At 34.9% G+C, this 25,494-nt stretch carries 27 protein-coding genes and 1 other RNA gene; 26 read left to right on the forward strand and 2 right to left on the reverse strand.

The features are described 5' to 3' along the window. From GTR01_RS21845 to GTR01_RS21870, 6 genes are all read left to right on the forward strand, one after another. Positions 1–202: integrase core domain-containing protein (locus GTR01_RS21845; protein ID WP_160136626.1), on the forward strand; the 202-nt coding region annotated here is incomplete at its 5' end. Positions 203–374: 172 nt separating this feature from the next. Then, positions 375–1,400, forward strand: coding sequence for a hypothetical protein (locus GTR01_RS21850; protein ID WP_160139844.1), 1,026 nt, complete (start codon positions 375–377; stop codon positions 1,398–1,400). 244 nt (positions 1,401–1,644) lie between these two features. Then, the gene (locus tag GTR01_RS21855; RefSeq protein WP_160139845.1) at positions 1,645–2,157 is read left to right on the forward strand and encodes a DUF421 domain-containing protein; all 513 of its coding nucleotides are present in this window, start codon (positions 1,645–1,647) and stop codon (positions 2,155–2,157) included. Continuing rightward, positions 2,117–2,656 carry a GNAT family N-acetyltransferase gene (locus tag GTR01_RS21860; RefSeq protein ID WP_228452314.1) on the forward strand — a complete coding sequence of 180 codons (540 nt, stop codon included), beginning with the start codon at positions 2,117–2,119 and terminating at the stop codon, positions 2,654–2,656. Before GTR01_RS21855 ends, GTR01_RS21860 begins: the two co-directional genes overlap by 41 nt. Positions 2,657–2,768: 112 nt before the next feature. Then, entirely contained in the window at positions 2,769–2,954 is a 186-nt protein-coding gene (locus tag GTR01_RS21865; protein WP_160139846.1) for a quinol oxidase subunit 4, read from the forward strand. Between the two features lie 128 nt (positions 2,955–3,082). Then, entirely contained in the window at positions 3,083–3,307 is a 225-nt protein-coding gene (locus GTR01_RS21870; protein ID WP_160139847.1) for a hypothetical protein, read from the forward strand. A gap of 53 nt (positions 3,308–3,360) precedes the next feature. Here the strand turns inward: GTR01_RS21870 and GTR01_RS21875 are convergent, their stop codons facing one another. Continuing rightward, the gene (locus GTR01_RS21875) at positions 3,361–3,675 is read right to left on the reverse strand and encodes a DUF4286 family protein (RefSeq protein WP_160139848.1); all 315 of its coding nucleotides are present in this window, start codon (positions 3,673–3,675) and stop codon (positions 3,361–3,363) included. A gap of 147 nt (positions 3,676–3,822) precedes the next feature. On the opposite strand from GTR01_RS21875, the gene gyrA reads away from it, so the two are divergent. The 7 genes from gyrA (at position 3,823) to GTR01_RS21910 (ending at position 12,095) form a co-directional block, all read left to right on the forward strand. Then, positions 3,823–6,429 (forward strand): DNA gyrase subunit A, encoded by a 2,607-nt coding sequence (gyrA, locus tag GTR01_RS21880; protein WP_160139849.1) that lies wholly within the window; start codon positions 3,823–3,825, stop codon positions 6,427–6,429. A 27-nt stretch (positions 6,430–6,456) separates the two neighbouring features. Then, positions 6,457–7,488: a tetratricopeptide repeat protein gene (locus tag GTR01_RS21885; protein WP_160139850.1), complete on the forward strand. Its 1,032-nt coding sequence runs from the start codon at positions 6,457–6,459 to the stop codon at positions 7,486–7,488. A gap of 174 nt (positions 7,489–7,662) precedes the next feature. After that, a complete protein-coding gene (locus GTR01_RS21890) occupies positions 7,663–8,499 on the forward strand; it encodes a 1,4-dihydroxy-2-naphthoyl-CoA synthase (protein ID WP_160139851.1) in 837 nt (278 codons plus the stop codon). A 26-nt stretch (positions 8,500–8,525) separates the two neighbouring features. Continuing rightward, complete coding sequence (locus GTR01_RS21895; protein WP_160139852.1) at positions 8,526–9,875, forward strand: WG repeat-containing protein; 1,350 nt, start codon at positions 8,526–8,528, stop codon at positions 9,873–9,875. Beyond that, on the forward strand, positions 9,872–10,801 hold the full coding sequence (menA, locus tag GTR01_RS21900) for a 1,4-dihydroxy-2-naphthoate octaprenyltransferase (protein WP_160139853.1): 930 nt from the start codon (positions 9,872–9,874) through the stop codon (positions 10,799–10,801). Before GTR01_RS21895 ends, menA begins: the two co-directional genes overlap by 4 nt. Before the next feature lie 17 nt (positions 10,802–10,818). After that, positions 10,819–11,265, forward strand: a complete 447-nt coding sequence (locus GTR01_RS21905; protein WP_160139854.1) for an SRPBCC family protein — start codon at positions 10,819–10,821, stop codon at positions 11,263–11,265. A 143-nt stretch (positions 11,266–11,408) separates the two neighbouring features. Continuing rightward, positions 11,409–12,095 carry a metal-dependent hydrolase gene (locus GTR01_RS21910; protein ID WP_160139855.1) on the forward strand — a complete coding sequence of 229 codons (687 nt, stop codon included), beginning with the start codon at positions 11,409–11,411 and terminating at the stop codon, positions 12,093–12,095. Positions 12,096–12,212: 117 nt separating this feature from the next. Here GTR01_RS21910 and ffs read toward each other — a convergent pair. Beyond that, positions 12,213–12,310: signal recognition particle sRNA small type (gene ffs / locus GTR01_RS21915), an RNA gene on the reverse strand. Between the two features lie 131 nt (positions 12,311–12,441). Between ffs and GTR01_RS21920 the strand changes: the two genes are divergently transcribed. The 13 genes from GTR01_RS21920 to GTR01_RS21980 all read left to right on the forward strand — a co-directional run bounded on the left by GTR01_RS21920 (position 12,442) and on the right by GTR01_RS21980 (position 25,436). Beyond that, positions 12,442–13,044 carry a DUF4199 domain-containing protein gene (locus GTR01_RS21920; RefSeq protein ID WP_160139856.1) on the forward strand — a complete coding sequence of 201 codons (603 nt, stop codon included), beginning with the start codon at positions 12,442–12,444 and terminating at the stop codon, positions 13,042–13,044. Between the two features lie 16 nt (positions 13,045–13,060). Then, positions 13,061–14,011: a glycosyltransferase family 2 protein gene (locus GTR01_RS21925; RefSeq protein ID WP_160139857.1), complete on the forward strand. Its 951-nt coding sequence runs from the start codon at positions 13,061–13,063 to the stop codon at positions 14,009–14,011. After that, positions 14,011–14,400, forward strand: a complete 390-nt coding sequence (locus tag GTR01_RS21930; protein ID WP_160139858.1) for a hypothetical protein — start codon at positions 14,011–14,013, stop codon at positions 14,398–14,400. The genes GTR01_RS21925 and GTR01_RS21930 overlap by 1 nt, the downstream gene beginning before the upstream one ends. 113 nt (positions 14,401–14,513) lie before the next feature. Then, positions 14,514–15,485 (forward strand): hypothetical protein, encoded by a 972-nt coding sequence (locus GTR01_RS21935; RefSeq protein ID WP_160139859.1) that lies wholly within the window; start codon positions 14,514–14,516, stop codon positions 15,483–15,485. A gap of 178 nt (positions 15,486–15,663) precedes the next feature. Then, positions 15,664–16,140: a DUF4280 domain-containing protein gene (locus GTR01_RS21940; protein ID WP_160139860.1), complete on the forward strand. Its 477-nt coding sequence runs from the start codon at positions 15,664–15,666 to the stop codon at positions 16,138–16,140. 11 nt (positions 16,141–16,151) lie between these two features. Continuing rightward, the gene (locus GTR01_RS21945) at positions 16,152–18,128 is read left to right on the forward strand and encodes a T6SS phospholipase effector Tle1-like catalytic domain-containing protein (protein ID WP_160139861.1); all 1,977 of its coding nucleotides are present in this window, start codon (positions 16,152–16,154) and stop codon (positions 18,126–18,128) included. Positions 18,129–18,138: 10 nt separating this feature from the next. Further along, positions 18,139–19,245, forward strand: coding sequence for a DUF2931 family protein (locus GTR01_RS21950; RefSeq protein WP_160139862.1), 1,107 nt, complete (start codon positions 18,139–18,141; stop codon positions 19,243–19,245). Between the two features lie 157 nt (positions 19,246–19,402). Next, a complete protein-coding gene (locus GTR01_RS21955; protein WP_160139863.1) occupies positions 19,403–19,783 on the forward strand; it encodes a hypothetical protein in 381 nt (126 codons plus the stop codon). Between the two features lie 169 nt (positions 19,784–19,952). After that, entirely contained in the window at positions 19,953–20,654 is a 702-nt protein-coding gene (locus GTR01_RS21960; RefSeq protein WP_160139864.1) for a GIN domain-containing protein, read from the forward strand. A 167-nt stretch (positions 20,655–20,821) separates the two neighbouring features. Next, complete coding sequence (locus tag GTR01_RS21965; protein ID WP_160139865.1) at positions 20,822–21,178, forward strand: four helix bundle protein; 357 nt, start codon at positions 20,822–20,824, stop codon at positions 21,176–21,178. A 343-nt stretch (positions 21,179–21,521) separates the two neighbouring features. After that, complete coding sequence (locus GTR01_RS21970; protein ID WP_160139866.1) at positions 21,522–23,237, forward strand: phospho-sugar mutase; 1,716 nt, start codon at positions 21,522–21,524, stop codon at positions 23,235–23,237. A gap of 18 nt (positions 23,238–23,255) precedes the next feature. Then, positions 23,256–24,155, forward strand: coding sequence for a hypothetical protein (locus GTR01_RS21975; protein WP_160139867.1), 900 nt, complete (start codon positions 23,256–23,258; stop codon positions 24,153–24,155). Between the two features lie 27 nt (positions 24,156–24,182). Further along, positions 24,183–25,436 (forward strand): pyridoxal phosphate-dependent aminotransferase, encoded by a 1,254-nt coding sequence (locus tag GTR01_RS21980; RefSeq protein ID WP_160139868.1) that lies wholly within the window; start codon positions 24,183–24,185, stop codon positions 25,434–25,436. The last annotated feature ends 58 nt before the right edge of the window (positions 25,437–25,494 follow it).

Genomic DNA, 25,494 nt, shown 5'->3' on the forward strand with positions numbered 1-25,494 from the left:
AAAACCTGCCCAAAATGCATATATTGAACGCTTAAACCGTACATTCAGAGAAGACGTTTTGGATGCATACCTATTCGGGTCTATAATGGAGGTAAATGCAATGGCTTATGAGTGGCAAATCGATTACAACAGTAATCATCCGCACACATCTTTAAATGGACTTAGTCCTTGGCTATATGCTAAAGAATCTTTAGTCAATTAGAAGGGATTTTATATTTATTAACTGTTTGAAAAAAGGTAAGTCTTCATAAGTTTGAGTGGGTAGACGGTAATTGGGATTTTAGATAATGGTGTAATAAAACAATAATTAATAAAAATATTGATAGGGACTATTCTCAAAGAAATGATTAACTTTTCTTATTAATCTTTAAACCATGAATTCAAATAAAACCATACAATATTTATTTTTTACTTTATTATTCTTTTCCGCGAAGATGTATTCTCAGAGCGTCCTTAAGAGGTTTGAGAATAGAATAAATTTTGAAATGCTCAACGAAATTGTTAAAATGTCAGCGAATGATAGCATTTCTGTGAGCAACTCTATGGATAAAAGCAATCCTGAGGACTATTTTTACTTCTACAACACAGAATCCAAAAGTAAAATAATCTCTACTGGATTTCAAGTAGCATATCCTTTTGTTGGAAATAGTGCAATTGTAAAATATAAAAACTATTGGGGATTAATTGATCGTAGTGGAAAATTCATTTATTATAAAAATGCAACTGGTGTGAAATTGTCTTCATATGAAAAATATGCTATCTTTTATAATGACAATAGTAATACGGAAAATTCAATTTTTAATTTAAGGGATGGCTTACCTAGAACTGATTTTATAGGATGTGCCGAACCAGCAGGTCCAGATTATTTTATTGTAGAAAAGGATCATAAAAAATATAACTTAATAAACCGAGAAACTAAAGAACCTGTATTTAAAGTAGATGTAGACTCTATAATTTTACAAAAAAGATTAATTTATGAAGAAAATTTAGTTATCGTTAAACAAAAAAACGGGTTTGGTTTGTTTCTTTCCAATGGAAGAAAAATAAGTGAGAAATCATATGCAAAAGCCCGATTTTTAGGGAAATATATTATGTTTCTTGAAAATGGTACTTGGAATTATTATGTTTTTGAAAATAATAAACTAAACCTTATCACTACAACAAAAATAGAGTGTATAACACCAGCCTATCAACGGAATGCTATTGGTGTTTTTATGAAAAAAAACAGATACAATATTTTAAAAACAAATGGTGAAATTTTGTCTTTAGATTTTGATTATATTAATTCTGATGGAACATTTGGTATAAATGGTAATTCGGTTATAATCTTTACACCTGCAGTAAATTATTTCTATTATTATACAGATGATGGAATTTCTTCCTTTTCGAGAAAAAAATAATGCTTTTGAGACCTCATTAATATTAGAAATCGGTGAAGAAGTTTTAGTGGATTTTAGACCCTGAAATGCAGAAAAACTATTTTTTAATGAGAATATACGAAGGAAGGTTATTATTCCATGAACTAATTAATTGTAATCTATTTCATACAATCAAGGAATTTATATTTATATTCTTCTATCCATACAACAAATACTTTTCTCATCAATACCAAAAAATCAATACATTTGAGTAGATAAAAAAATTGTGGATTCTATTATCAACGTTGCGGTTCGTTCCCTTTGCGTTTACCTGTTCATGGTAATTGCGATTCGTTTATTTGGTAAAAATCAGCTCTCTCAACTTAATGCGGGAGATGTAGTGCTGTTGCTGTTGATTTCAAATGCTGTTCAGAATGCAATGGTTGGCCCGGATACTTCGCTGTTGGGTGGTATTGTGGCGGCATTGGTTTTATTTGTGGCTAACTTTATTTTGAAGAGGCTTATGTTCTCCAATCGTTCCTTTGAAGCTTTTATGCAGGATGAACCTGTTATTTTAATAAGAGATGGAGTTGCAGATCAGACTGCTTTAAATCGGGTTAAAATTACCGAAAATGAACTGGAAGAAGCCATTAGAGAACATGGTATCGAAAACATCAAAAATGTTAAATTATCCGTACTTGAGGTGGATGGGAATATAAGTGTAGTTTCACAGGATGAGAAGAGTAAACAAACCCATTATGCACGGATCAAAAGAAAATACAAAAGAAAATATCATTAATCCTATGAATTACGAATTACGAGAAATGCTTCCCAGTGATGAAGCAAGAGTACTGGAAATTTTCAGACAAGGTGTAGAAGGAGGTATTGCTACTTTGGAAACAGAAGTTCCTACTGCTGAAGCCTGGAGTATGGAATATTTCAATGACTGCCGTTGGGTATTGGAAAACGAAAATAATGAAGTGGTGGGATGGTGCGCTCTTAAACCGGTAAGTAAAAGAGAAGCTTTCAAAGGAGTGGCAGAAGTAAGCATTTATTTTGATAATGAATATCAAGGGAAGGGATTAGGTTCCGTATTGCTTAAAAAGATAATTCTGGATAGCGAGGATCATGGATTCTGGACATTGCAGACCAATATCTTTTCCGAAAATGAAATGGCTATCAAATCACATCAGAAAAACGGGTTTAGAATCGTAGGCGTTCGCAAAAAAATAGGAAAACTCAATGATGAATGGAAAGATCTTATCTTGATGGAGAAGAGAAGTGAGGTCATTGAGTAATGATGCTGCAAAAGTAGTTCATCGCAGAAAATCAACTTTAAACCCTAAACATTAAACAATTTGGCCTAAACCTTGTTCTAGGGTATTCATAAAATTGGAAAAAGTAGAAATAATGAAGGCTATATTTAAAATTACAGGTGCATTGATCATCATGTCTATGTTTACCTCTTGTGTGGCGTATGATAATGGTGGATATTATCAAACTAAGAAGATTCCGCCCGGGCAAGCTAAAAAAATATATGGTGGAAGTGCTAAAGATTATGCTCCGGGGCAAGTTAAAAAAAGAAATGGCTATTAAGAAAATCGAATAAAAATGCTCTGTCAAAACAGGCATTTTTTTATTTTAAAAATGAATATTTTTTTTGTCTGATTGGCATTAACATTGATTATTTTAATGCAGAACAAAAAGTTGAAAAAATGAAAACAATGCTTAAGACTCTTGGAGTCATGGTAATAATACTCACACTGTCATCTTGTGCAGTTGATGGATATTATGGAGGCAGAACGCATGGATATGGATATTACGGACCAAGATATTACGGCTATGGCCCGAGATATACAGAAAGAGTATATGTTTATGGTGGTGGCCATCATGGCGGATATTATCACCATGGTGGATGCGGAGGCCATCATAACGGATTTCATAGATAAATAAAGGATAATAAAAAAAGCACTGAAATATTCAGTGCTTTTACTTTTATTAATTACAGCCTGGTTTTTTTAGGATTCAGGAGCGTATCGAAGATCAGTACTTCCTGTCCGAATTTATTTTCAATGTGTTCAGCTATATTTTTTAACTCGCTTTCAAGAAAATCATTTCTCAGCTCATCATTATCAAAAATCAGAAGAAGATTATAGTTTTTTCCTTCATCAATATAATCGCTGTGAACTTCAGATAAGATGTATTGGTTAACATCCATCAGATTTTCAGTCATTAAAATCAGGGTTTCATCAATATAATTTTCCCATTCTTCCAGATTATTTTTCGTGCAATGGAAAGTTATACTTAATACGCTCATATTTTAAGAATTTTTAAGATTTTGTGGATAAATTCTATCGCAAAAATCGGCATTTTTTTCGTAAATTAGCCCGTTAATAAAAATTGGAAATAAATAATTTTCAGACTTCCAGCTAAGGGTCTGACTATCATTATAATAAATTTGTTTATGCAAAAAGAAGGAGAAAGACTAATTCCTATCAACATTGTTGATGAAATGAAGTCATCTTATATCGATTATTCGATGTCTGTTATCGTTTCAAGAGCGCTACCAGATGTAAGAGATGGCTTGAAACCCGTTCATAGAAGAGTACTTTATGGTATGTATGGATTAGGGGTTTTTTCGAATAGAAAATATTTAAAATCTGCGAGAATTGTTGGGGACGTTTTGGGTAAATATCACCCGCACGGAGACTCCTCTGTATATGACGCGATGGTAAGGATGGCTCAGGAATGGAGCTTACGTTATCCTCAGGTAGACGGACAAGGTAACTTCGGTTCTATGGATGGTGACCCACCAGCAGCAATGCGTTATACCGAAGCAAGACTGAAAAAAATCTCTGATGAGGTTCTTTCTGACCTTGACAAAGAAACTGTAGACTTCCAGAACAACTTTGACGACAGCTTACAGGAGCCAACTGTAATGCCAACTAAGATTCCTAATCTATTGGTAAACGGAGCTTCAGGTATTGCTGTAGGGATGGCAACTAATATGGCGCCACATAACCTTTCTGAGTCTGTAGATGCTATCTGTGCTTATATTGATAACAAAGAAATTACAATCGATGAGCTGATGCAGCACATTATTGCTCCGGATTTCCCTACAGGAGGTATCATTTATGGATATGACGGAGTAAGAGATGCATTCCATACCGGTAGAGGTAGAGTGGTTCTGAGAGCGAAAGTTAATTTCGAAGAAATTGGAAACAGAAATGCTATTATCGTAACAGAAGTTCCTTACCAGGTTAATAAGGCGGAAATGATCGCTAGAACTGCGGAACTTGTTAAAGATGAGAAGATTCCGGGAATCCATGAGATCAGAGATGAGTCGGATAGAAAAGGACTTCGTGTTGTTTACGAATTGAAAAACGATGCAATTCCGAATGTTGTTCTAAACCTTTTATATAAATATACAGCACTTCAAACTTCTTTCAGCGTAAATAACATTGCGTTGGTACACGGAAGACCGGAGCAGCTGAATCTTAAAGATATCATTCATCACTTTGTAGAGCACAGACATGAGGTCATCGTAAGAAGAACTCAGTATGAGCTTAAAAAAGCAAAAGAGAGAGCACATATCTTAGAAGGTTTCATGAAAGTGATTGGAACTCAGGATTCATTAGATAAAGCGATTTCTATTATCCGTCACAGTGCCAATCCTCAGGCTGCAAAAGAAGGTTTGATTGAAGCATTTGAGCTTTCAGATATTCAGGCTCAGGCAATTCTTGATCTTAGATTAGCTCGTCTTACAGGAATGGAGCTTGATAAGATCCGTGATGAGTATGATGCTATTATGAAGGAGATTGCTAATTTGGAAGACATCCTTGCTAATGAGCCAAGAAGATTCCAGATTATTAAAGATGAACTGATTGAAGTCAAAGAAAAATATGGGGACGAAAGAAGAACTGAAATTGATTATTCAGGAGGAGAAATGTCTATTGAAGATATTATTCCAAATGAATCTGTAGTTCTTACAATCTCTCACGCAGGATATATTAAGAGAACATCCCTTTCAGAATATAAAATTCAAAGTAGAGGTGGTGTAGGTAATAAAGCGGCTACAACAAGGGATTCCGATTTCCTTGAATATATTGTATCGGCAACAAACCACCAATATATGTTATTCTTTACAGAAAAAGGAAGATGTTATTGGTTAAGAGTATTTGAAATTCCTGAAGGCTCAAGAACTGCAAAAGGAAGAGCAGTACAAAACCTTATCAACATTGAACCGGATGATAAGATCAAAGCATATATCAGAACCAACAACCTGAAAGACTCTGAATATGTAAATCAAATGAGTGTAGTAATGGTTACTAAAAACGGTACCATTAAGAAAACTTCGTTAGAAGCATATTCAAGACCAAGGGTAAATGGGGTAAATGCTATTGAAATTAGAGATAATGACCAATTATTGGGAGCTTACCTTACAAATGGTTCTTCTCAGATCATGATCGCAACTAAAAATGGTAAATGTATCCGTTTCCCTGAAGAAAAAGTAAGAGAGGTAGGTAGAGGTTCTATTGGAGTTCGTGGTATTGCTATGGAAGACAATGATGAAGCTATTGGTATGATTGTTGTGAATGATGTAGAAAAAGAAACAGTTCTTGTGGTATCTGAAAAAGGATATGGTAAGAGAACTGCAGTAGAAGACTACAGAATTACAAACAGAGGAGGAAAAGGAGTTATTACCCTAAACATTACCGAAAAAACAGGAAATCTGATTGCTATTCAAAACGTAACAGACGAAGATGGATTGATGATCATCAATAAATCCGGTGTTGCCATCAGAATGGGAATGGATGAAATGAGAGTAATGGGTAGAAATACACAAGGGGTAAAACTAATTAACCTTAAGAAAAATGACGAAATTGCAGCCATTGCAAAAGTAGAAATGGATAAGGATGTAGAAGATGACTCTGAAGAACTTGAAGGGATGGAGAATGTAGAAGGTGGCGAAGAAGAAATTCAGGAAGGAATGGAGTCTTTATTTGGTAACCTTGACGATGAAAATACAGCACCTCAGGCTGAAGATGAGAATTCTGACTCTGAAGAATAAATGTACAATTAATATAAAATAGTTATTATGAAGAAACTAATTTTAGGTATGGCTATCGTGGCATCTGCTTTGGTTTTCGGACAAAAGAAAGATGTAAACGCGCAGCTTCAGGAGGCTAATAAAGCAGCAATGGATGCATATAACGCAAAAAACTATGCAGCTGCAGCACCTAAGTTTGTAGAAGTTTATGACCTGTTGAAGGCTAATGGCCAGGATAATAAATTATATATGTATTATGCCGGACTTAGCCAAGCGTTAGCTAATAATACTGATGCAGCTATCAAAATATATTCTGACCTGGTTAATTCTGGATTTACAGGAGTAGAAACTACTTATACCGCAAAAGAAAAGAAAAGCGGACAGGTAGTAAACCTTGATAAAGCGACTTGGGATCTTATGAAAAAGAATTCTGATTATACAGATTTCAAAAGTGAGCAATCAAAAGGAGTAGAAGTAGATTTATATGAAACTTTAACATCATTATATCTTAACGCTAAGAAGCCTAACGAAGCCCTTGTGGTTATTGAAAAAGGATTAGCTAAATATCCTAATAATGCTAAGCTTAAAGAAGATCAGACCAGTGCTTATCTTGCCTCAGGAAATACAGAGAAATTTGTTGACGGTCTGAAAGAACAATTAGCGAAGAATCCTAATGATGCAACGAACTGGTATAACCTTGGAGTAATGCAGGCAAAAACTCCAGCTACAGTGAATGATGCATTAGAGTCTTTCAAAAAAGCAATTGAGCTTAAACCAGACTTTGCAAACGCTTACCAAAACCTTGTATATACAACGATTGGAGACGATGGAAAAGTAGTAGGTGAAATCAATGCGTTGAGAAAAGACAAGCCGGATGCAGCAACTAAATTAATCGATGAGAGAAAAGCTAGATTTGCAAAAGCTTTACCATTTGCAGAAAGCTGGTATAAAGTAGACCCTAAGAATATCGATGCTGTTAGTACACTAAAAGAAATTTATGTAGTAACTAAAAACTTAGATAAAGTGAAAGAAATGAAAGCTAAAGAAGCTGAGCTAAGCGCAGCTGCACCAGCAAAATAATCATTTTATAACTTAATGATAAAAAGCCGGAACAGAAATGTTCCGGCTTTTATTTTTAATGAAAAACATCATTTATTACGGATTATCCATTGCTCATTATTTATCATTTACCCGCTAAATTTCATCCCTGAAAATTCTCTGTAATTCCGTATCTTTGAGAAAAATTTTAACAAAATGATCGAGTGGAAAACCGTTAAGGAATACGATGATATTACCTATAAAAAATGTAATGGTGTAGCAAGAATTGCTTTCAACAGACCGGAAGTACGCAATGCTTTCAGACCTAAAACAACTTCAGAATTATATGATGCTTTTTATGATGCTTCTGAAGATCCTTCAATAGGGGTTGTTTTGCTTTCAGGAGAAGGGCCAAGTCCTAAAGACGGTGGTTGGGCTTTCTGCAGTGGGGGAGACCAAAAAGCAAGAGGTGAACAAGGGTATGTTGGAGAAGACGGAAGACACCGTTTAAATATTCTGGAAGTTCAGCGCCTTATCCGTTTCATGCCAAAAGTGGTAATCGCAGTCGTTCCGGGATGGGCTGTAGGTGGTGGACACTCGCTTCATGTGGTGTGTGATCTTACTTTAGCAAGCGAAGAACACGCTATTTTCAAGCAAACTGATGCTGATGTAACAAGTTTTGATGGTGGTTACGGATCTGCTTACCTTGCTAAAATGGTAGGTCAGAAAAAAGCCCGTGAAATCTTCTTTTTAGGAAGAAATTATTCCGCTCAGGAAGCTTTCGAAATGGGTATGGTAAACAAAGTAGTTCCCCATGCAGAATTAGAAAATACTGCTTACGAATGGGCTCAGGAAATTTTAGGAAAATCTCCAATGTCTATCAGAATGCTGAAGTTTGCGATGAACCTTACAGACGATGGAATGGTTGGCCAGCAGGTATTTGCAGGAGAAGCAACCCGTTTAGCTTATATGACAGAAGAAGCTAAAGAAGGAAGAAATGCATTCCTTGAAAAAAGAAAACCAAACTTCGGAGACGATAAGTGGATATCATAAATTCTGGTAAACTATTTTTGTAGGCCATGAGAATCAGTAGGGAAGATCTTGAAAAAAATAGAGGAAGTAAAGAAAGTGAATTTCTTCTCTCTGTCGATTTTGAACAGTATTTGTCAGATCGGTCTTTTTATGCTAACCTTGATAAAGATTTCTCTGGGAAAAATTTTTTTCCGTTGATTCCATTAAATCCTGAACACGAATGGTATTATTTCAATGTAAATGATCAGGAGTTTGAAGTAGGCAAATGGTCTTCCGAAGGTTACGATTCGAGATTTAGAAGGATTTATCTGACGGATACGAAGTCTATTTATCCTTGGAAATATAAAACCTGTTATGGGATTTGTTCCGAAGAGAATAGTAATATACTCATATTTCCTTATTTTGATTCAATATGGTTTTACAGTCTATTTAATGTTTTTGTTTGTAAAAACTCTTTTAAAGATACTGTAAACTCGGAATCATTACTAGGCCAGGTATATTACTTTGATACAAAAGGAAGATTTATCAGGCAGGAAAAAGAAAGTTATTTTAATTTATTTCCTAATGTTGCAGTTATTGATAACGAGATAAAAGAAATAAAACTGGATAATATTAATGTATGTGAAGTTTATCGATATAACCTGTTTGTAGCATCTATCACAGACCCTGATAATAGAGCAAGAAAACAAGTTGTAGATAATAACGGAAATTTTATTTTAGATAAAGCTTATCTTGATGTGGTAGTTCGCCCTGCTGAAGAAACCATTTTTGCAGTAGATAAAAATGAAATAATCTGTTTCGATACCAAGGGTAATAAGAAAAAAACGTATACAGGTTTTAACCGTATTGATGAGGTTGGGGAGAGTTGTATCAGAGTTGGTTATGAGTCAATAGATGAAGAAGCAGGTTTTATTCTTATCAATTTTGATGGAGAACAGCCGTTGAAGCAGACTTATGATTTTATTGAAAAATGTTCAATGAGTCAAAATTATAAGTTTTTTCAGGGAGACTGGTATAATTTAGCAGGAGCTGAAAAAGAAGATCCTGAAATTGAAATTGTTCAGGCTAAATTGGATAAAATCCGATCAGATATAATGGTTTACAGTTTTCATCCCAATGGTAAATGGGGAATCATCAATGAAAATGAAGAAATTCTCATTCCATGCATATACGACTGGATTGAAGAATTAAGCGAAAATATTTTTCTTTTAAATGAAGGCGGGAGACTGTTACGGTGTTCAAGATGTATTGATGAATGGGACGGGGATAGTGTTGATGAATTGATCGTTCATGGTGGAAGGTGGTTTACTTACAGTTTTTTGGATGCAAAGCTTGAACCTGCAGAAATAGAATATGATTCAAATAATTTTATAAATTCAGTATATAAAATAGAATGACAGATTGGATAAAAGCCGCAAGGCTTAGAACTTTACCGCTATCATTAAGCGGAATTATTATGGGAGCTTTCATTGCAAAATGGAGACTTTATAGAGAAGGAGGAATTTGGGATTGGAAGATTTTTGCACTGGCCCTTTTAGTAACGTTGTTGTATCAGATTTTATCAAACTACGCTAATGATTATGGTGACGGAGTAAAAGGAACGGATGCAAAAAGAATCAATGAAGCAGAAGCAAGAGCAGTGGCATCAGGAAAAATTACTGCCAAGCAGATGAAAAATGCTGTTATTCTTTTCTCAGCATTATCTTTCATTGCTACGATTGCTTTATTATATGTGGCTTTCATTCCGGATTATATGAATGAATTTTATATTTTCATTGGTTTGGGAGTGGCAAGTATTTTAGCAGCAATCGGATATACAGTAGGGAAGAAGCCTTACGGATATATGGGATTGGGAGATATCTTTGTATTTATCTTCTTCGGGTTAGTTTCTGTATGCGGAAGTTATTTCCTGTTTACCAAAACATTCAGCTGGGATATGCTGTTGCCGGGAACTGCAGTAGGAATGATGAGTATGGCTGTTTTGAACCTGAACAATATGAGAGATATTGAAAGTGATAAACTATCAGGAAAAAACAGTTTTGCATTAAGAATCGGATTCAAAAATGCAATGATCTATGAAATGATCCTGTTAAATCTTCCATTGATATTGATCTTGGCTTTCCTGGGGATTAATGGATTCTTTGAGCAGCAAAACTATTATGCTTTTATTGTGATGATCTTAATGTTTCCTTTGACAAAACTGAGAAGAAGCATCATGTCAGTAAAAGAACCGAAAGAATTAGATCAGTATCTAAAGCAGGTAGGAATTATGACGTTTATAATGGCGATTCTTACGGCAGCCGGACTTAATTTATTTAACTAAATCTAAAATATAATATCATGAGTTCCAATGTCTACGTTGAAGCACAAATGCTTATCAGAAAACCGGTTGAAGATGTTTTTGAAGCATTCATCAATCCTGAAGTAACCACTAATTTCTGGTTTACAAAATCTACCGGAAAATTAGAAGAAGGGAAAACAGTAACCTGGGAATGGGAAATGTATGGCGTGAAAAACGTAGTGAACGTTCATCAGATTATTCCGAACCAGCTGATTAAAACAGTATGGGGAGAACCTTCTGTAAATGTAGACTATGAGTTTAAAACCATGGAAAACGGAACTCTTGTTGTTATTAAGAGCTATGGATTCACTCAAACAGGTGATGAGATGCTAAGACAGGTTAATGACAATACAGGCGGTTTTACGACAGTTTTAGACGGTTGTAAGGCGTATCTGGAACATGGGATTAATCTGAGACTGATTGAAGATAAATTCCCATCGAAATAGTTTAAAGTAAATAAACAACGCTTTGCGTTTTAAAAAAAACACGGATGGCACAAATGCTTTCACGAATGTCACTAACCTTATTGTGTTATTTGTGAAATTATTTGAGTCATTTGTGTTTAATCATATTTGAAATTAAATTTAAAATGAAAATACAATTCTTAGGGCAAAATTGTTTTCTGTTCACGTACAAGGACAAAACAATTTTAAGTGACCCTTTCTACAATTACAAAAAAGCGGAATCAGGTTTTGATATTACCGCTCAGAAAATTGATTACATCCTTTTGACCCATGCCCATGGAGATCATATTGCCGATGTAGCGGAAGTATTACAGCATTATCCGGAGGCAACCGTAATTGGAGTACCGGAAGTATGCGGTTACTTTACACAAGCTAAAAATAAAGATGATGTGAACTTAGGAGGGTCGGCAAAAATCGACGATCTTAAAATTTCCATGGTTCCGGCTCACCACACAAGTTCTTTCCCGGATGGAAGCTATGGAGGAGTTCCTGTAGGATTTATTTTCAGATTGCCTGAAGGTAAGAATGTGTATTTGGCCGGAGATACAGGTGTAATGGCAGATATGGAGCTTTTCCCAAGATTATATGGGAATATCGACCTTTCTATCCTTCCGATCGGGAGCCACTACACAATGTGCCCGAGAAAAGCGTCTTTCGCAGCAGCAGAGCTATTAAAAACGCCGAAAGTAATCGGATGTCACTTTGATACGTTCCCTGCAATTGAGATCAATCATGAAAGTGCATTAAAGCATTTTGCTGATAAGAATGTAGAACTTGTTTTACCAAAATTAGGAGAGACCTTCGAATTTTAATCAATAACAAGAAAGAGGTAATCTGAAAAATTAGAAAAATGAATATGATGCGTAAGGTATTAAAAACAAAAAAAGATAATTATCAAATTACCTCTCTCTTCACTTTAAACCAAAAAAAAATGGCAAGCTACCTAAATCACACCGCTACGACCGATTACCTTTGCTGCGTTCCCACCCTGGAGGATTCTCAGGAGCTGGTTGTTTAGGACTTGCCGTTGCAAAGGTAGGAAATATTTGTAAACTTCAAAACTTTATTAAAGAAAATTTGTTGAAAAAATGCAGTAGTAGAGCTAATCGGCTGACATTTAGGGAAATAATTTTTCAACTTTTTTCTAAAAAATTTAACATGACGAAAAGTCCATCAACACTAGGAATTATACTTTTTATCGCTACAATGATCGTTTTCTTTGTAGTGTACACTTTTTTTTCAGGAATCAATTATTTTGATATCTCACTGAAATCCAATGCTTTTGTATTGCCGATTCTCTATGCCGGGGCCGCATTCTGGTCGGTAAAAACCTATTGGAACAACCATAGAGTGGTAACTTTTAAAGAAGCTTTCAAAAGAGCGTTCGTTCCAATGTTCATTGGAGGAATTCTTTCGATTGTCAGTATTTATGCTTTTTTAAACTTTGCAGATACCGATGCAAAAAAACTTTTGAATTACCAATATGTTCAAAGACAGAAGTCGGAATTGGATACTGAATATACTTCCGCGAGAAAAATTTTAAAGCATCAAAAAGATATTGACGAGCTTGATCAGAAGTATAAAGAGAGAGTGCAGAGCTTTGCTCCAGACGCTGTAAAAGGAAAAGATATGCTTACCGCAAGTCATTTTTCAGGATATTTTGCAGCAATTCTTATATTTTACGTAGTTTTGTCGGTGTTTTTCGGAGCATTTTTCAGAACAAGAAGTATCTATCAACCCGAAGAAACAAATCAAGACTAATTTTTATTAAAATTAAATGAACTTATCTATAGTTATTCCGTTACTGAACGAAGAAGACTCTCTGGAAGAGCTTTTTTCAAGAATTGATAAAGTCTGCCAAACCAATAGTTTATCTTATGAGATCTGGTTTGTAGACGATGGAAGTACGGATTTATCGTGGAGCATTATTGAGAACCTGAAAGTACAGTATCCTCAGATCCACGCTATTAAATTTTCCAGAAATTATGGGAAATCTCAGGCACTTCATGCTGCCTTTGCAAGAACAAACGGAGATGTGGTAATTACAATGGATGCCGATCTACAGGACTTTCCGGAAGAAATTCCGGAACTGTACAATATGGTTATTCATGACAATTACGATATTGTTTCCGGTTGGAAAAAGAAACGTTTTGATAATGTGATGACGAAAAATATCCCGTCAAAACTATTCAATGCAGCAGCAAGAAAAGTTTCAGGTGTTTATCTTCACGATTTCAACTGCGGTTTGAAAGCTTACAAAAAGCAGGTTGTAAAATCTGTGGATGTATATGGAGATATGCACCGTTATATTCCGGTACTGGCAGCCAATGCAGGATTTAGAAGAATTACTGAGAAAGAAGTACAGCACCAGGCAAGACCTTACGGAACTTCAAAATTCGGAACAGAAAGGTTTGTTAGAGGATTTTTGGATCTGGTAACCCTTTGGTTTGTAAGTCGTTTCGGAGGAAGGCCAATGCACTTCTTCGGAGCAGTAGGAACTTTAATGTTTATCTTTGGTTTCCTTTCAGCATTGTGGCTGGGGGTATCCAAACTGATTGATGTAGCCAGAGGAATCTATGGCCATTTAATCACCAATAATCCTTGGTTCTACATTGCATTAACGATGATGATTATGGGAACTTTACTATTTGTAGCCGGATTCCTGGGAGAAATGATCATCAGAACGAACCGCGAACATAAGAACTATAATATTGATGAAGTAATATAATGGAAGGACAATTACCCAAAATTTATTCTAAAAAAGTAATCTTAGGATTTTCTATTTTTCTATCAACACTCTTTGGTGGGGTTTTATTATACCAGAATCTAACCGCAGTAAATAAGAAAGAAGAGGCCTATATTGTATTGGGTGTTTCTATTATAATCACGATACTTTCTGGAATTATAGTGAGTATTCCTGAAAACCCTAAAAGTTCACTTGCTTATTTGTGTGGCCTTGCAGGGGGATCAGTCCTTTCGTATTACTTTGTTCCAAAGTATTTTCCGAATGAGGAACAATATCCCAGAAAAGCAATTTGGAAACCATTAATTGTAGCGATTATTATTGTAGCAATTTTGGTTACAGCAGCAATATATTCGTTGCCATCTGAAAACTAAATTGTATCAATATACTGAATGAAATACCTCGGAAGTGATAAGCTTTCCGAGGTATTTTTTTTGATATTTTAATTTATTTTCTGATATTAGTGTAAGATGAAACACACACACAAATGGAAAATATTAGAATTGAAATTAAAGATATTACCGATCTGGATTCCCTTTCCAGAGAATATGATATTTCTAAAGAAGAGCTGATCGCCTTTCATAATCGGCATTGTACCCTGCACGAAATTATTCCCGGAAATCTACCGAAATACCTTAAATATATTTATATCCCTGCTGACAAGGAAAGTAAGCGGAAAGAGAAAAGCATTCTCAATTCACAAATAATACTTCCCGATGCCCCCGAAGAATCTAGCTACGGTGTAGTGATGACCACTGCTTTACCGGAAACAAAAATACACTACCTTGTTGATATTCAGAGAAAAAAGAAAGTGGTGGTGTCTGTTGTCAGAAAAAAAATATACATCAATGATCAGGAAATAGAACTGATGGTTGAAAAACTAATAGAAACTGCCGGTGAGGCTCTTTATCCATTACAAATTTCTTTAAAAAAAGATGGGCAAGCAGAGGCGATACTCAACGGAAAAGAGATCAAAAATCGTTGGAAAGAAGAATATTATCCCAGAATACATCAATATTATGAAGGCGAGGTAGCAGATGAAACGATCTGGAAGCTAAACAGGTTTTACGAAAACATGAGCGGAAGTACAAAAGTATTGCATCAGAATTTGTTTTTTGCAATTTACTTTATGCCACTATACACTGTATATCCTGATTATCAGAAAGAAGAAATACTTACTTTCTATTTTCCCTCTTTGGAGAAAGTCATCTCTTATACAGCTGTCTTTTCGCTGCAAAAAACACTTACGGATCATGATAAAATTCTTATCCATATAAAAGGAGTGCAAATAAATCCTCCCATTGCAGCAGATTTGAAGAAAGGCTCTCTTGATCTTCTCTATCAACTTAATAAGGAGACAAAAAGTATTTCTTCGATAGTGGGAAGATTATCAGCTTCTCATCAAAATAAGGGAATTAATATTGCTGTTGAAATATATCAGCAAAAATCTTATATTTGATATACCTAATCATTGAAATTAATAGTATGAAATATATTTCGACCCTAAAAAAATAGGGCATACTTAGATTTCGACCTATTTTGTTACCGGAATAATAATTTTCGGAGAGAATGATCTGTCTTTTAGATATTTCATGTAAGCTTCAGAACAAAATAAAATTGTAAAAACACAAAACACAATGAGCGAGAAACATTTAGTATGCCAGGGGGCTATCTGTAAATGCCAGTTCGGCACAGCTCCCGATAAGTTACAGGTGAAAACCCAAAGCAAAAGATACATTAACGATAAGGAAGGCAGCAGTAAGCTGATGGCTACTCATGTAGATATTGGTAAAACTTTCGAAAAAAATTCCTTTGGAAGTTGTGCTAAAATGAACAACAATCCCTGTCAGGTTACCATCACCCAATGGAGCGGGTACTATCAGAACATCACCCTAGAAGATAATAGCGGAAAAGCGCTGTTGGAAGACAGTAAAGCGACCTGTCCGATAGGAAGCCCGGATTGTATTACCATTATCAACCACGGACAAACAGCGGAAATTTCTCAGCAAAACATAGATAATGCACGCCCTGAGGTGCTTGCAGAAGTCTTTCCGTTTGTTAATTTGAAGAAAGAAGAAGTTGCAGATGAGGAAGAGGATATCGTTAAACTTTAAAAAACACATTGATGAAAATTATAGGAGAAACAAGACCCTTTACTTATCAATCATACAGCTACAGCCTGCTGGGCGTCACAGGAAATCCTAAAGTAAAAGAATGGAAAATAGAGTATAATGGGCAGATCATATCAACGAAAGCCATAGGAACTTTTAAATTTCATCCTAATCTGGCAGGAAAGAAAGTAAGACTTATTGCTGTAGTATTTCAGAATGGCAAAAATACTGAGCATTCTATTGAATTATATATTCTTTTAGGAAATCCAAAAATACTATCCATAGAATGGCAGGATTTCAGGGGAAAACCGATAGGAAAAAGAAAGGTAGGCTATCTGGATAAGATACAATTAGCCATTAAAACGATCAATATCCCCAAAGATGATACTCTGAAAATATCCGTGTATGAAGATGATACCACTGGAGACCGTACAATAGGAGTGTACACTACCAGTGGTGTAGATGATAGAGGATTTGCCTATCTGTATTTTAAACAGCTTAGTTTATACCAGACTAAACTGAATAAAATGGATTGGATTGATGAAAGCGAACACGAGTATTATATTAAAGCGGAATATAAAAATTACATCAACCGTACAGAAGAAAAGATACAGCTTATTGTACAAAATGAGCTTGTATACCATGTTGATAAGCCTCAGTCAACGAATATGCCTGTAGTAGTTAGTGCCTCTGACAACAAACCTAAGCAGGATAGTAAATCTAAGAGAGACGTAGTTTTCAATATGTTCTTTGATGGAACTATGAACAATATGACCAATACTACGGAAAGGATTAGAAAAACAGATGTATATAACAGGAAAAGTAATAAAAAAGATGATAGTTATACCAATTTCTACTCCAATGTGGCTTTATTGTATATGAATAATGATGTTAAAGAAAATGAAGATATTATTAAAATTTATACAGAAGGGATAGGTACGGAAGATAAGAAAATGGATCAGACCTTTCCGGGGGGAGCATTGGGAACAGGCATCGCTATTTACATGAGAGGTATTAAAGATAAAGTACAGCGGGGAATAGAACAAATGAAGGACTTTGCCGATAAAAAATATTTCGATAAAGGTGTATCTATTGGAAAGGTCACGATCAATGTATTTGGCTTTAGCCGTGGCGCAGCTGCCGCAAGGTATTTTTTGTCTCAAGATTTATTAATCATGATTAAGCTGAATTTAAAAAGTTTTCAAGATATTACCTTTAACTTTATTGGGTTGTTTGATACCGTTGCATCTTATGGTGTCCTCCATTTAAATGATGTTATAGAGCTTCAGTTGAAATTAAAAAATAGAGCAAAAAAGATAGTACAATTAGCTGCGGCTGATGAATACAGGAATAATTTTAAATTGACTAATATTGATAGTTCTGTAAAAGCGGGCGTAGGATATCAACTTACCATGCCTGGAGTACATTCGGATATTGGAGGGGGATATAGTGAAGTAAGTGACGAAAAGAGATATTTAGGGGAATATATGGTATATGGAGATAATGACATTACAGCGGAAAAAGAACTGGAAAAAATAAAAAAACGCTATATTGAAGAAGGATGGTATCAGCCAGAACAGTTTATGATTACAAAAGAACTTAAAACCAATTTTTCTAAATTGGATACCCTTTCTTACAGTCATTTATATACATTATATGGGATAAGAAAAGGGTTGTCTAATAGCTATCAATATATTCCTTTTGCAATTATGAAAACATTTTGTGAGAAGTATGGTAAAATGATCTTTAAAAATGGTGAAATTCAGGATAAGTATACTGTGAAAAATGAGCTAATTTCTATTAAAAAACAATTATATGATTATGCAATTGGCAATGATGGTATTAATTCTCTTGCAGTAACATTACCTAAAGAACAGCTAAGGTGGGTTCGAAATAAATACCTTCATCGTTCAAATAAAGATGATGAAACATTTAAAATGGATGGACGTTATGTAAATGGAAAACCGGAAAGAGATATTTTAAAAGGTTAAAAAAATTATTATGAAAAAATTATTAGGACTATTACTGATAATTGGGCTGTTAGTTAATAGCTGTGAAAAAATGAAAAATATGAATAATAAGTACGAATGGCTGACTTTGACAACTGCCGATATGGGCTATCCGATGATTATTAGGAATGGAAGTTTTTATAATGAGAAGGGTGAGGAAATTGCCGGAATTCCTGCTGATATGGTTTTAGAGTCTCAATGGTGGAGTGGTGATTCTGGGGTTGTTATTGCTGGAGAACAATATCGTTCTGTTCCTTTTGGGATGAAGATCAGATGGTTTTCTTATGCTGAAGACAAGTTTTATGAAGGCGATTTTAAATTGGATTACGAAAAACTGTCTAAGCTATTTAAGGAAGGATTAAACTGTAAAGAAAGTTCTAATTATAAATATTTTAAAGTATCTATTGCTCCTGGAGGACAGGTATTTCTTTATTTACTAGGAGGGAATTCTCTTTTGGTGGGAAGTTATCAGGCTAAAGAATATATTGTTGATGATTATTTAGGTGAGATGAGAATAACAAGAGAAGGAGCAACTCGTCAAACATATGTTGATAATAAAATTAAAGAGATGCCTCTTCAAACCCAACAGGAAATTTCAGAAAAAAGAATCAATACCCAGATTTGGAAAGATATTAACCTTCATTATCCATGGAAATATACTTTTAAAGTAGCTGACTTTAACAATTCTTTTGATTTGAAAAAACAGAAAATGGGGGTTGATTATATTAATGGTGAGGATGCATGGTGTATCTCTGACGTAGATTACTTGACCCAGTTCTCTCCCAAGGCAATTCCATTGGAGATCGATGGAAAATTTGAAACATCAGCGGGAAGAAAATTTACCATTCGTATTTATCCCGGGAATGTAAATGGACAAGAGCCCAAGATGCAGCCTTATGAAATAAGGAGAGGTCGTGAGCAGGAACTGGTGAAGTTGTTTAAAGATTTTTATACAAAAATAGGAAACAAGGATTTTGAGATCCATTTAAAACTTTCGCCAGATTTTAAAACTGGGAAAGTATATCTTAAGAAAGACAATGTAGAGCAGGAAATTCCTAATGTACAAGTAGATATTTTTGATATGACATTTGATAAATGATAAATAAGTTATTTCCAATATTACTCTCATTATTGATTAGAGAGCTTTGCATTAACATTAAATAAGCCAATACAAACATTATAAAGAGAAGTACCCATAGTAAATAGGGTATTTTTTATTTATTTTTACCTCCAGAATAACCATTAAATAATATTAAATGCTGAATGTAAAAAGGTTGTTTGCTGTTGCAATTCTATTATGTATATCCTCATGTTCAACCAACAAACTTATAGGTTCCTGGGAGTTCATTGAAGTCTATGAAGGAGTAATATCCAAAGTGGATACATTAAAAAATAAACAGAATCAATCTAAATGGGGGACAGGAGTTTTAGAATTTTATAGTAACAGATATTTTGTTTCCATGGATCAGAGGGGGCGTTATCAAAATGAAGGTAAGTGGCTGAACATGAAATATAATAATAGTAAAGATACAACTCGACTGAAAATTTCCTATATCAATAAAGACTATTTGTTGTTGTCATCAACGTCTGAGAAACCTAATACATGGTTTTATAAAAGAATAAAAGACAAAAAATAACATCTACCTGAAAACTGGAAAATTGAAAATTATCAGGTATTTTATTGTCAAAAGACAAAGATTTTTAGAAATTTTAATCCTATTTTTGTTAAAAGATATTATTGAAAGCCAGTAAAACTTTCAATAAAAGAGATCGTCATGATCATCAGTAGAATATTTAAAATTAAATATGAAAAAAGTACTATACACATTGATGCTGGTAGCAGTGGTTTCCTGCGGGAAAGTTTCTCCAAAGGGAAATATTGAAAAGAAAGATGTGGACGTTCCGGAATTTGTAAATCTGGATCTGAACGGTAAATTCCGTGTATTTTATGCCAGAGGAGAAAAGAACTTCGTGGAAATAGAAACTTATCCTAATGTAGCGAGTAATCTGGATGTAGATGTAAAAGATAAAACCTTGTTCATCAAAGAAAAAAGAGGAACAAAAGGGGTAGATTTTTACAATGTAACCATCTATTCAAAATACAACCTTGAAAAAATAGCCGTTTCCGACTCTGTAGAAGTGAATATTTCAAGTGAGATTAAAACAGATAATTTCAGATTGAATATGAAAAACAATGCAAGCTTTATGGGATCTGTCAACACCAGAAGGGCAGAGGTGGAAATGCATAACAGAAGCCGTGCTAACTTTTTAGGATTAACTAAAGATGCCATGATCAAAATTTCAGATACTGCAAGTTTAATTGCTCCTTACTGGAAAATCACCAATCTGAATATCGATTCCAAAAATGGAAACTATGCTGAGGTGAATGTAAAAGACTCTTTAAAGGGGAATATTCAAAACACAGCAAAATTTGTCTACTATAATGATCCCATCAAAGCATTTAAAGTAGAGAAAACGACGAAGGTAGAGAATAAGAAATTAGATTAGAGGGCTGGAAGAGGGGAGCCGGAAGCTGGAAGTCCTTTTAGTTTCCCGAACTTCATTTCACTTTTTAATTAAATTGAGAATATAAAATAAAAGGCAGAAGTCTGAATAGGGGAATGCAATATCTTCCATCCTCCATCTTCCCACTTCCAGTCTAGTAAAATAAACACATGAGTTTCAAATTTGAAAAATTGTTAATTTGGCAGAAATCTATGGATTTTGGCGAGCAAATTTTTAAATTGTCTCAATGTTTTCCAAAAGATGAAGCTTTTAATCTTACTTCACAGATAAGAAGGGCAACAGACTCTATAGCTCTTAATATTTCTGAAGGAAGTATTTTACAGTCAAAATTGGAATTTAAAAAATTTTTAGGATACTCGATCCGCTCTTTAGCAGAAACAGTAACCTGTTTATATAAAGCAAAAAATAGAAAGTATATTACAGAAAAAGAATTTGATAATCTTTATACTGAAAGTTATAATTTAATGAACCAAATTATAGCTTTTAGAAATCAGATAAAAGAATAATAGATTAGAGGGCTGGAAGAGGGGAGCCGGAAGCTGGAAGTCCTTTTAGTTTCCCGAACTTCATTTCACTTTTTAATTAAATTGAGAATATAAAATAAAAGGCAGAAGTCTGAATAGGGGAATGCAATATCTTCCATCCTCCATCTTCCTACTTCCAGCTTAATAAACAAGACAAATAATTAAATAAAAGGCAGAAGTCTGAATTGAGGAATGCAATATCTTCCATCTCCTAGCTTCCTACTTCCAGCCTCATAAACAAAATAATAAATCAAAAGCTGAAAGGTTGAGCCGGGACAAAAACAACCTCCCTCTTCCAGCCTCCAGCTTCCAAACTAAACTAAATATGAACACATTAGAAAAAGCGAAACTTTGGTTAAGTGATACCTTCGATGCAGAAACGAGAAATGCAGTACAAGCATTAATCGACAGCAATTCCCCGGATCTGGAAGATTCTTTTTACAGAGAATTGGAATTCGGTACAGGAGGTATGCGTGGAATTATGGGAGTAGGAACCAACCGCTTAAATAAATATACATTAGGACAGGCGACTCAAGGATTGGCCAACTATATGCTTGAGCAGTTTAAAGGAGAAGAGATCAAGGTTGCCATTGCTTATGACGTTCGTCACAATTCAAAAGAATTCGGGAAATTAGTAGCAGATGTTTTAACAGCAAACGGAATTAAAGTATTGCTTTTCAAAGATCACAGACCAACTCCTGAACTTTCTTTCACCGTGCGTGATAAAAAATGTAACGGCGGAATTGTATTGACGGCTTCTCACAATCCACCAGAATACAACGGTTATAAAGTATACTGGAATGACGGTGCACAAATTGTTCCACCCAACGATGAAGCGATCATCAAAGAAGTATATTCTGTAAAATTCGAAGAAATCAAATTCAACGGGAACGATGATCTTATCGAATGGATCGGAGAGGAGCAGGATGATGTGTACATTGATGCTTGTATTGAAAATTCTACATATCAAAACGAGGGAAAAGAAAATTTAAATATTGTTTTCACTTCTATTCACGGAACTACCTATACTACAATTCCTAAAGCATTAGCAAAAGCAGGGTTCAAAAAAGTAGATTTGGTTAAAGAACAGATGATTCCAAGCGGAAACTTCCCAACGGTAGAATCTCCAAACCCGGAAGAACCGGCAGCATTGGAAATGGCCATGGATCTTGCAAAAATTACCAACGCTGATATCGTGATCGGAACAGACCCGGATGGTGATAGATTAGGAATTGCCGTAAGAAATCTGGATGGTGAAATACAGTTATTGAACGGAAATCAAACCAATACAATCCTTACGTACTACATCCTGAACGAATGGAGAAAACAAGGAAGAATTACTGGAAAAGAATTCATCGGTTCTACCATCGTTACTTCTGATATTTTCTATGATATTGCACAGAAATTCGGAGTTGAATGCAAAGTGGGTCTTACAGGATTCAAATGGATCGGAAAAATGATCCGTGAAGCAGAAGGAACCCAGAAGTTTGTGTGTGGTGGAGAAGAAAGTTTCGGTTTCATGACCGGAGATTTCGTTCGTGATAAAGACTCTTGTGGAAGTATCCTTGTAGCGTGTGAAATTGCAGCATGGTGCAAAGCGAATGGTAAAACAATGTACCAGTACATGATCGAGATCTATGAAGACCTTGGAATGTATTATGAAGGATTGGTAAACATCGTAAGAAAAGGAAAAGAAGGAGCTGAAGAAATTCAGAATATGATGAAAAACTTCCGTGAAAACCCTCCAAAAGAATTAGCAGGTTCATTAGTGGAAGAAGTAAAAGATTTCAAAGAACAAACAAGCCTTACCATCTCTACTGGAGAGAAAAAAGTAATGAACGAAATTCCACAGTCTAATGTATTGATTTATTATACACAGGATGGAACTAAAGTTTGTGTAAGACCTTCAGGAACAGAACCAAAAATTAAATTCTATGTTTCAGTAAAAGATGCGATCTCTTCTGAAGCTGATTTTAAAGATAAATTAAAATCATTGGAAGCTAAAATTCAAGCAGTTAAAACAGATTTAAAATTGGATTAATTATTTGATAAAGCAACCATGATAAAAAAAATAATAGCAGTTTGTATACTGTCTGCAGCTGTAGTTTCCTGTAAAAAGGAAACTGCGGTTTCTGAAGTAAAGTCTGCAAACGACTCAATTGCTAAAAACGAAACCAAAGAGAATCAGTACAAACCCATTGATACAGCATGTTCTTCAGAAAATAAAACAGAAGATTATATTAAAGCTTTACAATGGTATCGTACGAAAATAGATCAGGAGATTGCTGGAAATACTCCGGAACAAAACAATAAAGTATATGATGATTATGTGAAAATCAGAGAGAAGTATACAGATTGTTTTAATGATTCACAAACTGAGATATTGGATAAATATATTGATTATCACACGGTTGAACCTGGAACTCAGCAACTTCCGGATAACATAAAGAAAATGGCTGCTGAATTGGATAAAGTAGGTCTTGAATTCCGTGAAATGGGAGAAGGACTTACAGAAATTCATTCATTGCCAGGATATTATGAGTCTGTTTTTAAAAATAAAGTGACTCCCGATTATGGAGCTTATATTTCACAGATGGCAAAAGACAATGAGGAAAACTATGCTGTGGATGGTGGCCTTTTAATTACCTGGGAAGAATTAGGCGAAAGACTGATCATTTGGGAAAATTTTATTAATAAATATCCTAAAAGCTCATTGATAAAGAAAGCAAAAGATAATTATCACAATTACCTGCTGGATTATCTTCTGGGAATGGATAGCGATCGTATTTATGACAGTGAGGAGGGAAAAATTTATGATGATAAAAGAGAAGCATACAATATGCTCATCAAAAAATATCCAAACTCTGCTACCGTAAAAAAAACTAAAGAACTAATAGCCGCTTATGATGCCCACACACCAGTGGATCAAATAGAAAACAAAATTAATCTGAGAAGATAATATTAGTAAATTTTAAATAAGAATAAAGTGAAAGTTTCAAAATTAGCAGCGAACCTGATCGGTTCTGAAATTGTAAAAATTGGTAACGAAGTAAATGATCTAAAAGCAAAAGGTGCAGAAATTGCCAATCTTACTATTGGTGACCTGAATTCCAATATCTATCCTATTCCAGCATTGCTGAAGGAAGAAATTCAGAAAGCCTATCAGAATAATCTGACAAATTATCCACCTGCCAACGGACTTTTATCTTTAAGAAAAGAAGTTTCCAAAGACTTAAAAAACAGATGGAACCTGGAGTACTCTCCAAATGATATTTTAATTACAGCGGGATCAAGACCTTTGATCTATGCCGTATACAAAACGATTGTAGACGAAGGAGATAAAGTAGTATATCCTACACCATCTTGGAACAACAATCACTATGCTTACCTTACTTCAGCCAATGCTGTAGAAGTAAAAACAAAGCCTGAAACCAATTTCCTGCCAACAGCAGATGATTTAAGACCTCACCTGGATGGAGCAGTTCTATTGGCACTTTGCTCACCATTGAACCCAACGGGAACAATGTTTACAAGAGAGCAGCTTTCTGAAATTTGTGAATTGGTGATTGCTGAAAACAAAAAAAGAGGAGCAGACGAAAAACCGTTATACCTAATGTATGACCAAATCTATTCTAACCTTACTTTTGGTGCAGAACACGTAGATCCGGTTTCTCTTTTCCCTGAAATGAAAGAATATACAGTGTATATCGATGGAATTTCAAAATGTTTGGCTGCTACGGGAGTACGTGTAGGATGGGGATTTGGCCCTGCGCATATCATTGATAAGATGAAAGCACTTCTTACTCACGTTGGAGCATGGGCACCAAAACCAGAGCAGGAAGCTACAGCAAAATTCTATGAAAACCCTGAGAATGTAAATGTATTCGTAGAAGACTTCAAAGGAAAATTAGAAGAAAGCTTAAAAGTTCTTCACGGTGGAGTTCAGGATTTGAAGGGAAAAGGCCTTTCTGTAGACAGTATCGAACCGATGGGAGCGCTTTACCTTACCATCAAATTAGATTATATCGGAAAAACAAAACCGGATGGAGCAGTAATTGGAAACTCTTCAGACCTTGTATTCTACTTAATCAATGAGGCTGGTGTTGCTTTAGTTCCGTTCTCAGCATTCGGGGAAGCTCAATCTGAGCCTTGGTTCCGTGCTTCCGTTGGAGGATTAGCTGTAGATGAGATCAAAGTAATGCTTCCAAAATTGGAAACAGCTTTGAATAATCTGAAATAATTAGATTAATTAAGTTATAAATGTACCAGTGTAACAATAGCCACCAATAAAAAGATTG

The sequence above is a fragment of the Chryseobacterium sp. c4a genome, from assembly GCF_009900745.1.
Classification (GTDB): domain Bacteria; phylum Bacteroidota; class Bacteroidia; order Flavobacteriales; family Weeksellaceae; genus Chryseobacterium.

Coding starts and splice junctions, on each gene's coding strand:
- menA (WP_160139853.1), top strand. CDS start 9,872: ATGACAGATTGGATAAAAGCCGCAAGGCTTAGAACTTTACCGCTATCA.
- GTR01_RS21870 (WP_160139847.1), top strand. CDS start 3,083: ATGCTTAAGACTCTTGGAGTCATGGTAATAATACTCACACTGTCATCT.
- GTR01_RS21875 (WP_160139848.1), bottom strand. CDS start 3,675: ATGAGCGTATTAAGTATAACTTTCCATTGCACGAAAAATAATCTGGAA.
- GTR01_RS21970 (WP_160139866.1), top strand. CDS start 21,522: ATGAACACATTAGAAAAAGCGAAACTTTGGTTAAGTGATACCTTCGAT.
- GTR01_RS21940 (WP_160139860.1), top strand. CDS start 15,664: ATGAGCGAGAAACATTTAGTATGCCAGGGGGCTATCTGTAAATGCCAG.
- GTR01_RS21885 (WP_160139850.1), top strand. CDS start 6,457: ATGAAGAAACTAATTTTAGGTATGGCTATCGTGGCATCTGCTTTGGTT.
- GTR01_RS21955 (WP_160139863.1), top strand. CDS start 19,403: ATGCTGAATGTAAAAAGGTTGTTTGCTGTTGCAATTCTATTATGTATA.
- GTR01_RS21945 (WP_160139861.1), top strand. CDS start 16,152: ATGAAAATTATAGGAGAAACAAGACCCTTTACTTATCAATCATACAGC.
- GTR01_RS21895 (WP_160139852.1), top strand. CDS start 8,526: ATGAGAATCAGTAGGGAAGATCTTGAAAAAAATAGAGGAAGTAAAGAA.
- GTR01_RS21890 (WP_160139851.1), top strand. CDS start 7,663: ATGATCGAGTGGAAAACCGTTAAGGAATACGATGATATTACCTATAAA.
- GTR01_RS21905 (WP_160139854.1), top strand. CDS start 10,819: ATGAGTTCCAATGTCTACGTTGAAGCACAAATGCTTATCAGAAAACCG.
- gyrA (WP_160139849.1), top strand. CDS start 3,823: ATGCAAAAAGAAGGAGAAAGACTAATTCCTATCAACATTGTTGATGAA.
- GTR01_RS21920 (WP_160139856.1), top strand. CDS start 12,442: ATGACGAAAAGTCCATCAACACTAGGAATTATACTTTTTATCGCTACA.
- GTR01_RS21860 (WP_228452314.1), top strand. CDS start 2,117: ATGCACGGATCAAAAGAAAATACAAAAGAAAATATCATTAATCCTATG.
- GTR01_RS21950 (WP_160139862.1), top strand. CDS start 18,139: ATGAAAAAATTATTAGGACTATTACTGATAATTGGGCTGTTAGTTAAT.
- GTR01_RS21865 (WP_160139846.1), top strand. CDS start 2,769: ATGAAGGCTATATTTAAAATTACAGGTGCATTGATCATCATGTCTATG.
- GTR01_RS21910 (WP_160139855.1), top strand. CDS start 11,409: ATGAAAATACAATTCTTAGGGCAAAATTGTTTTCTGTTCACGTACAAG.
- GTR01_RS21930 (WP_160139858.1), top strand. CDS start 14,011: ATGGAAGGACAATTACCCAAAATTTATTCTAAAAAAGTAATCTTAGGA.
- GTR01_RS21935 (WP_160139859.1), top strand. CDS start 14,514: ATGGAAAATATTAGAATTGAAATTAAAGATATTACCGATCTGGATTCC.
- GTR01_RS21925 (WP_160139857.1), top strand. CDS start 13,061: ATGAACTTATCTATAGTTATTCCGTTACTGAACGAAGAAGACTCTCTG.
- GTR01_RS21850 (WP_160139844.1), top strand. CDS start 375: ATGAATTCAAATAAAACCATACAATATTTATTTTTTACTTTATTATTC.
- GTR01_RS21965 (WP_160139865.1), top strand. CDS start 20,822: ATGAGTTTCAAATTTGAAAAATTGTTAATTTGGCAGAAATCTATGGAT.
- GTR01_RS21960 (WP_160139864.1), top strand. CDS start 19,953: ATGAAAAAAGTACTATACACATTGATGCTGGTAGCAGTGGTTTCCTGC.
- GTR01_RS21975 (WP_160139867.1), top strand. CDS start 23,256: ATGATAAAAAAAATAATAGCAGTTTGTATACTGTCTGCAGCTGTAGTT.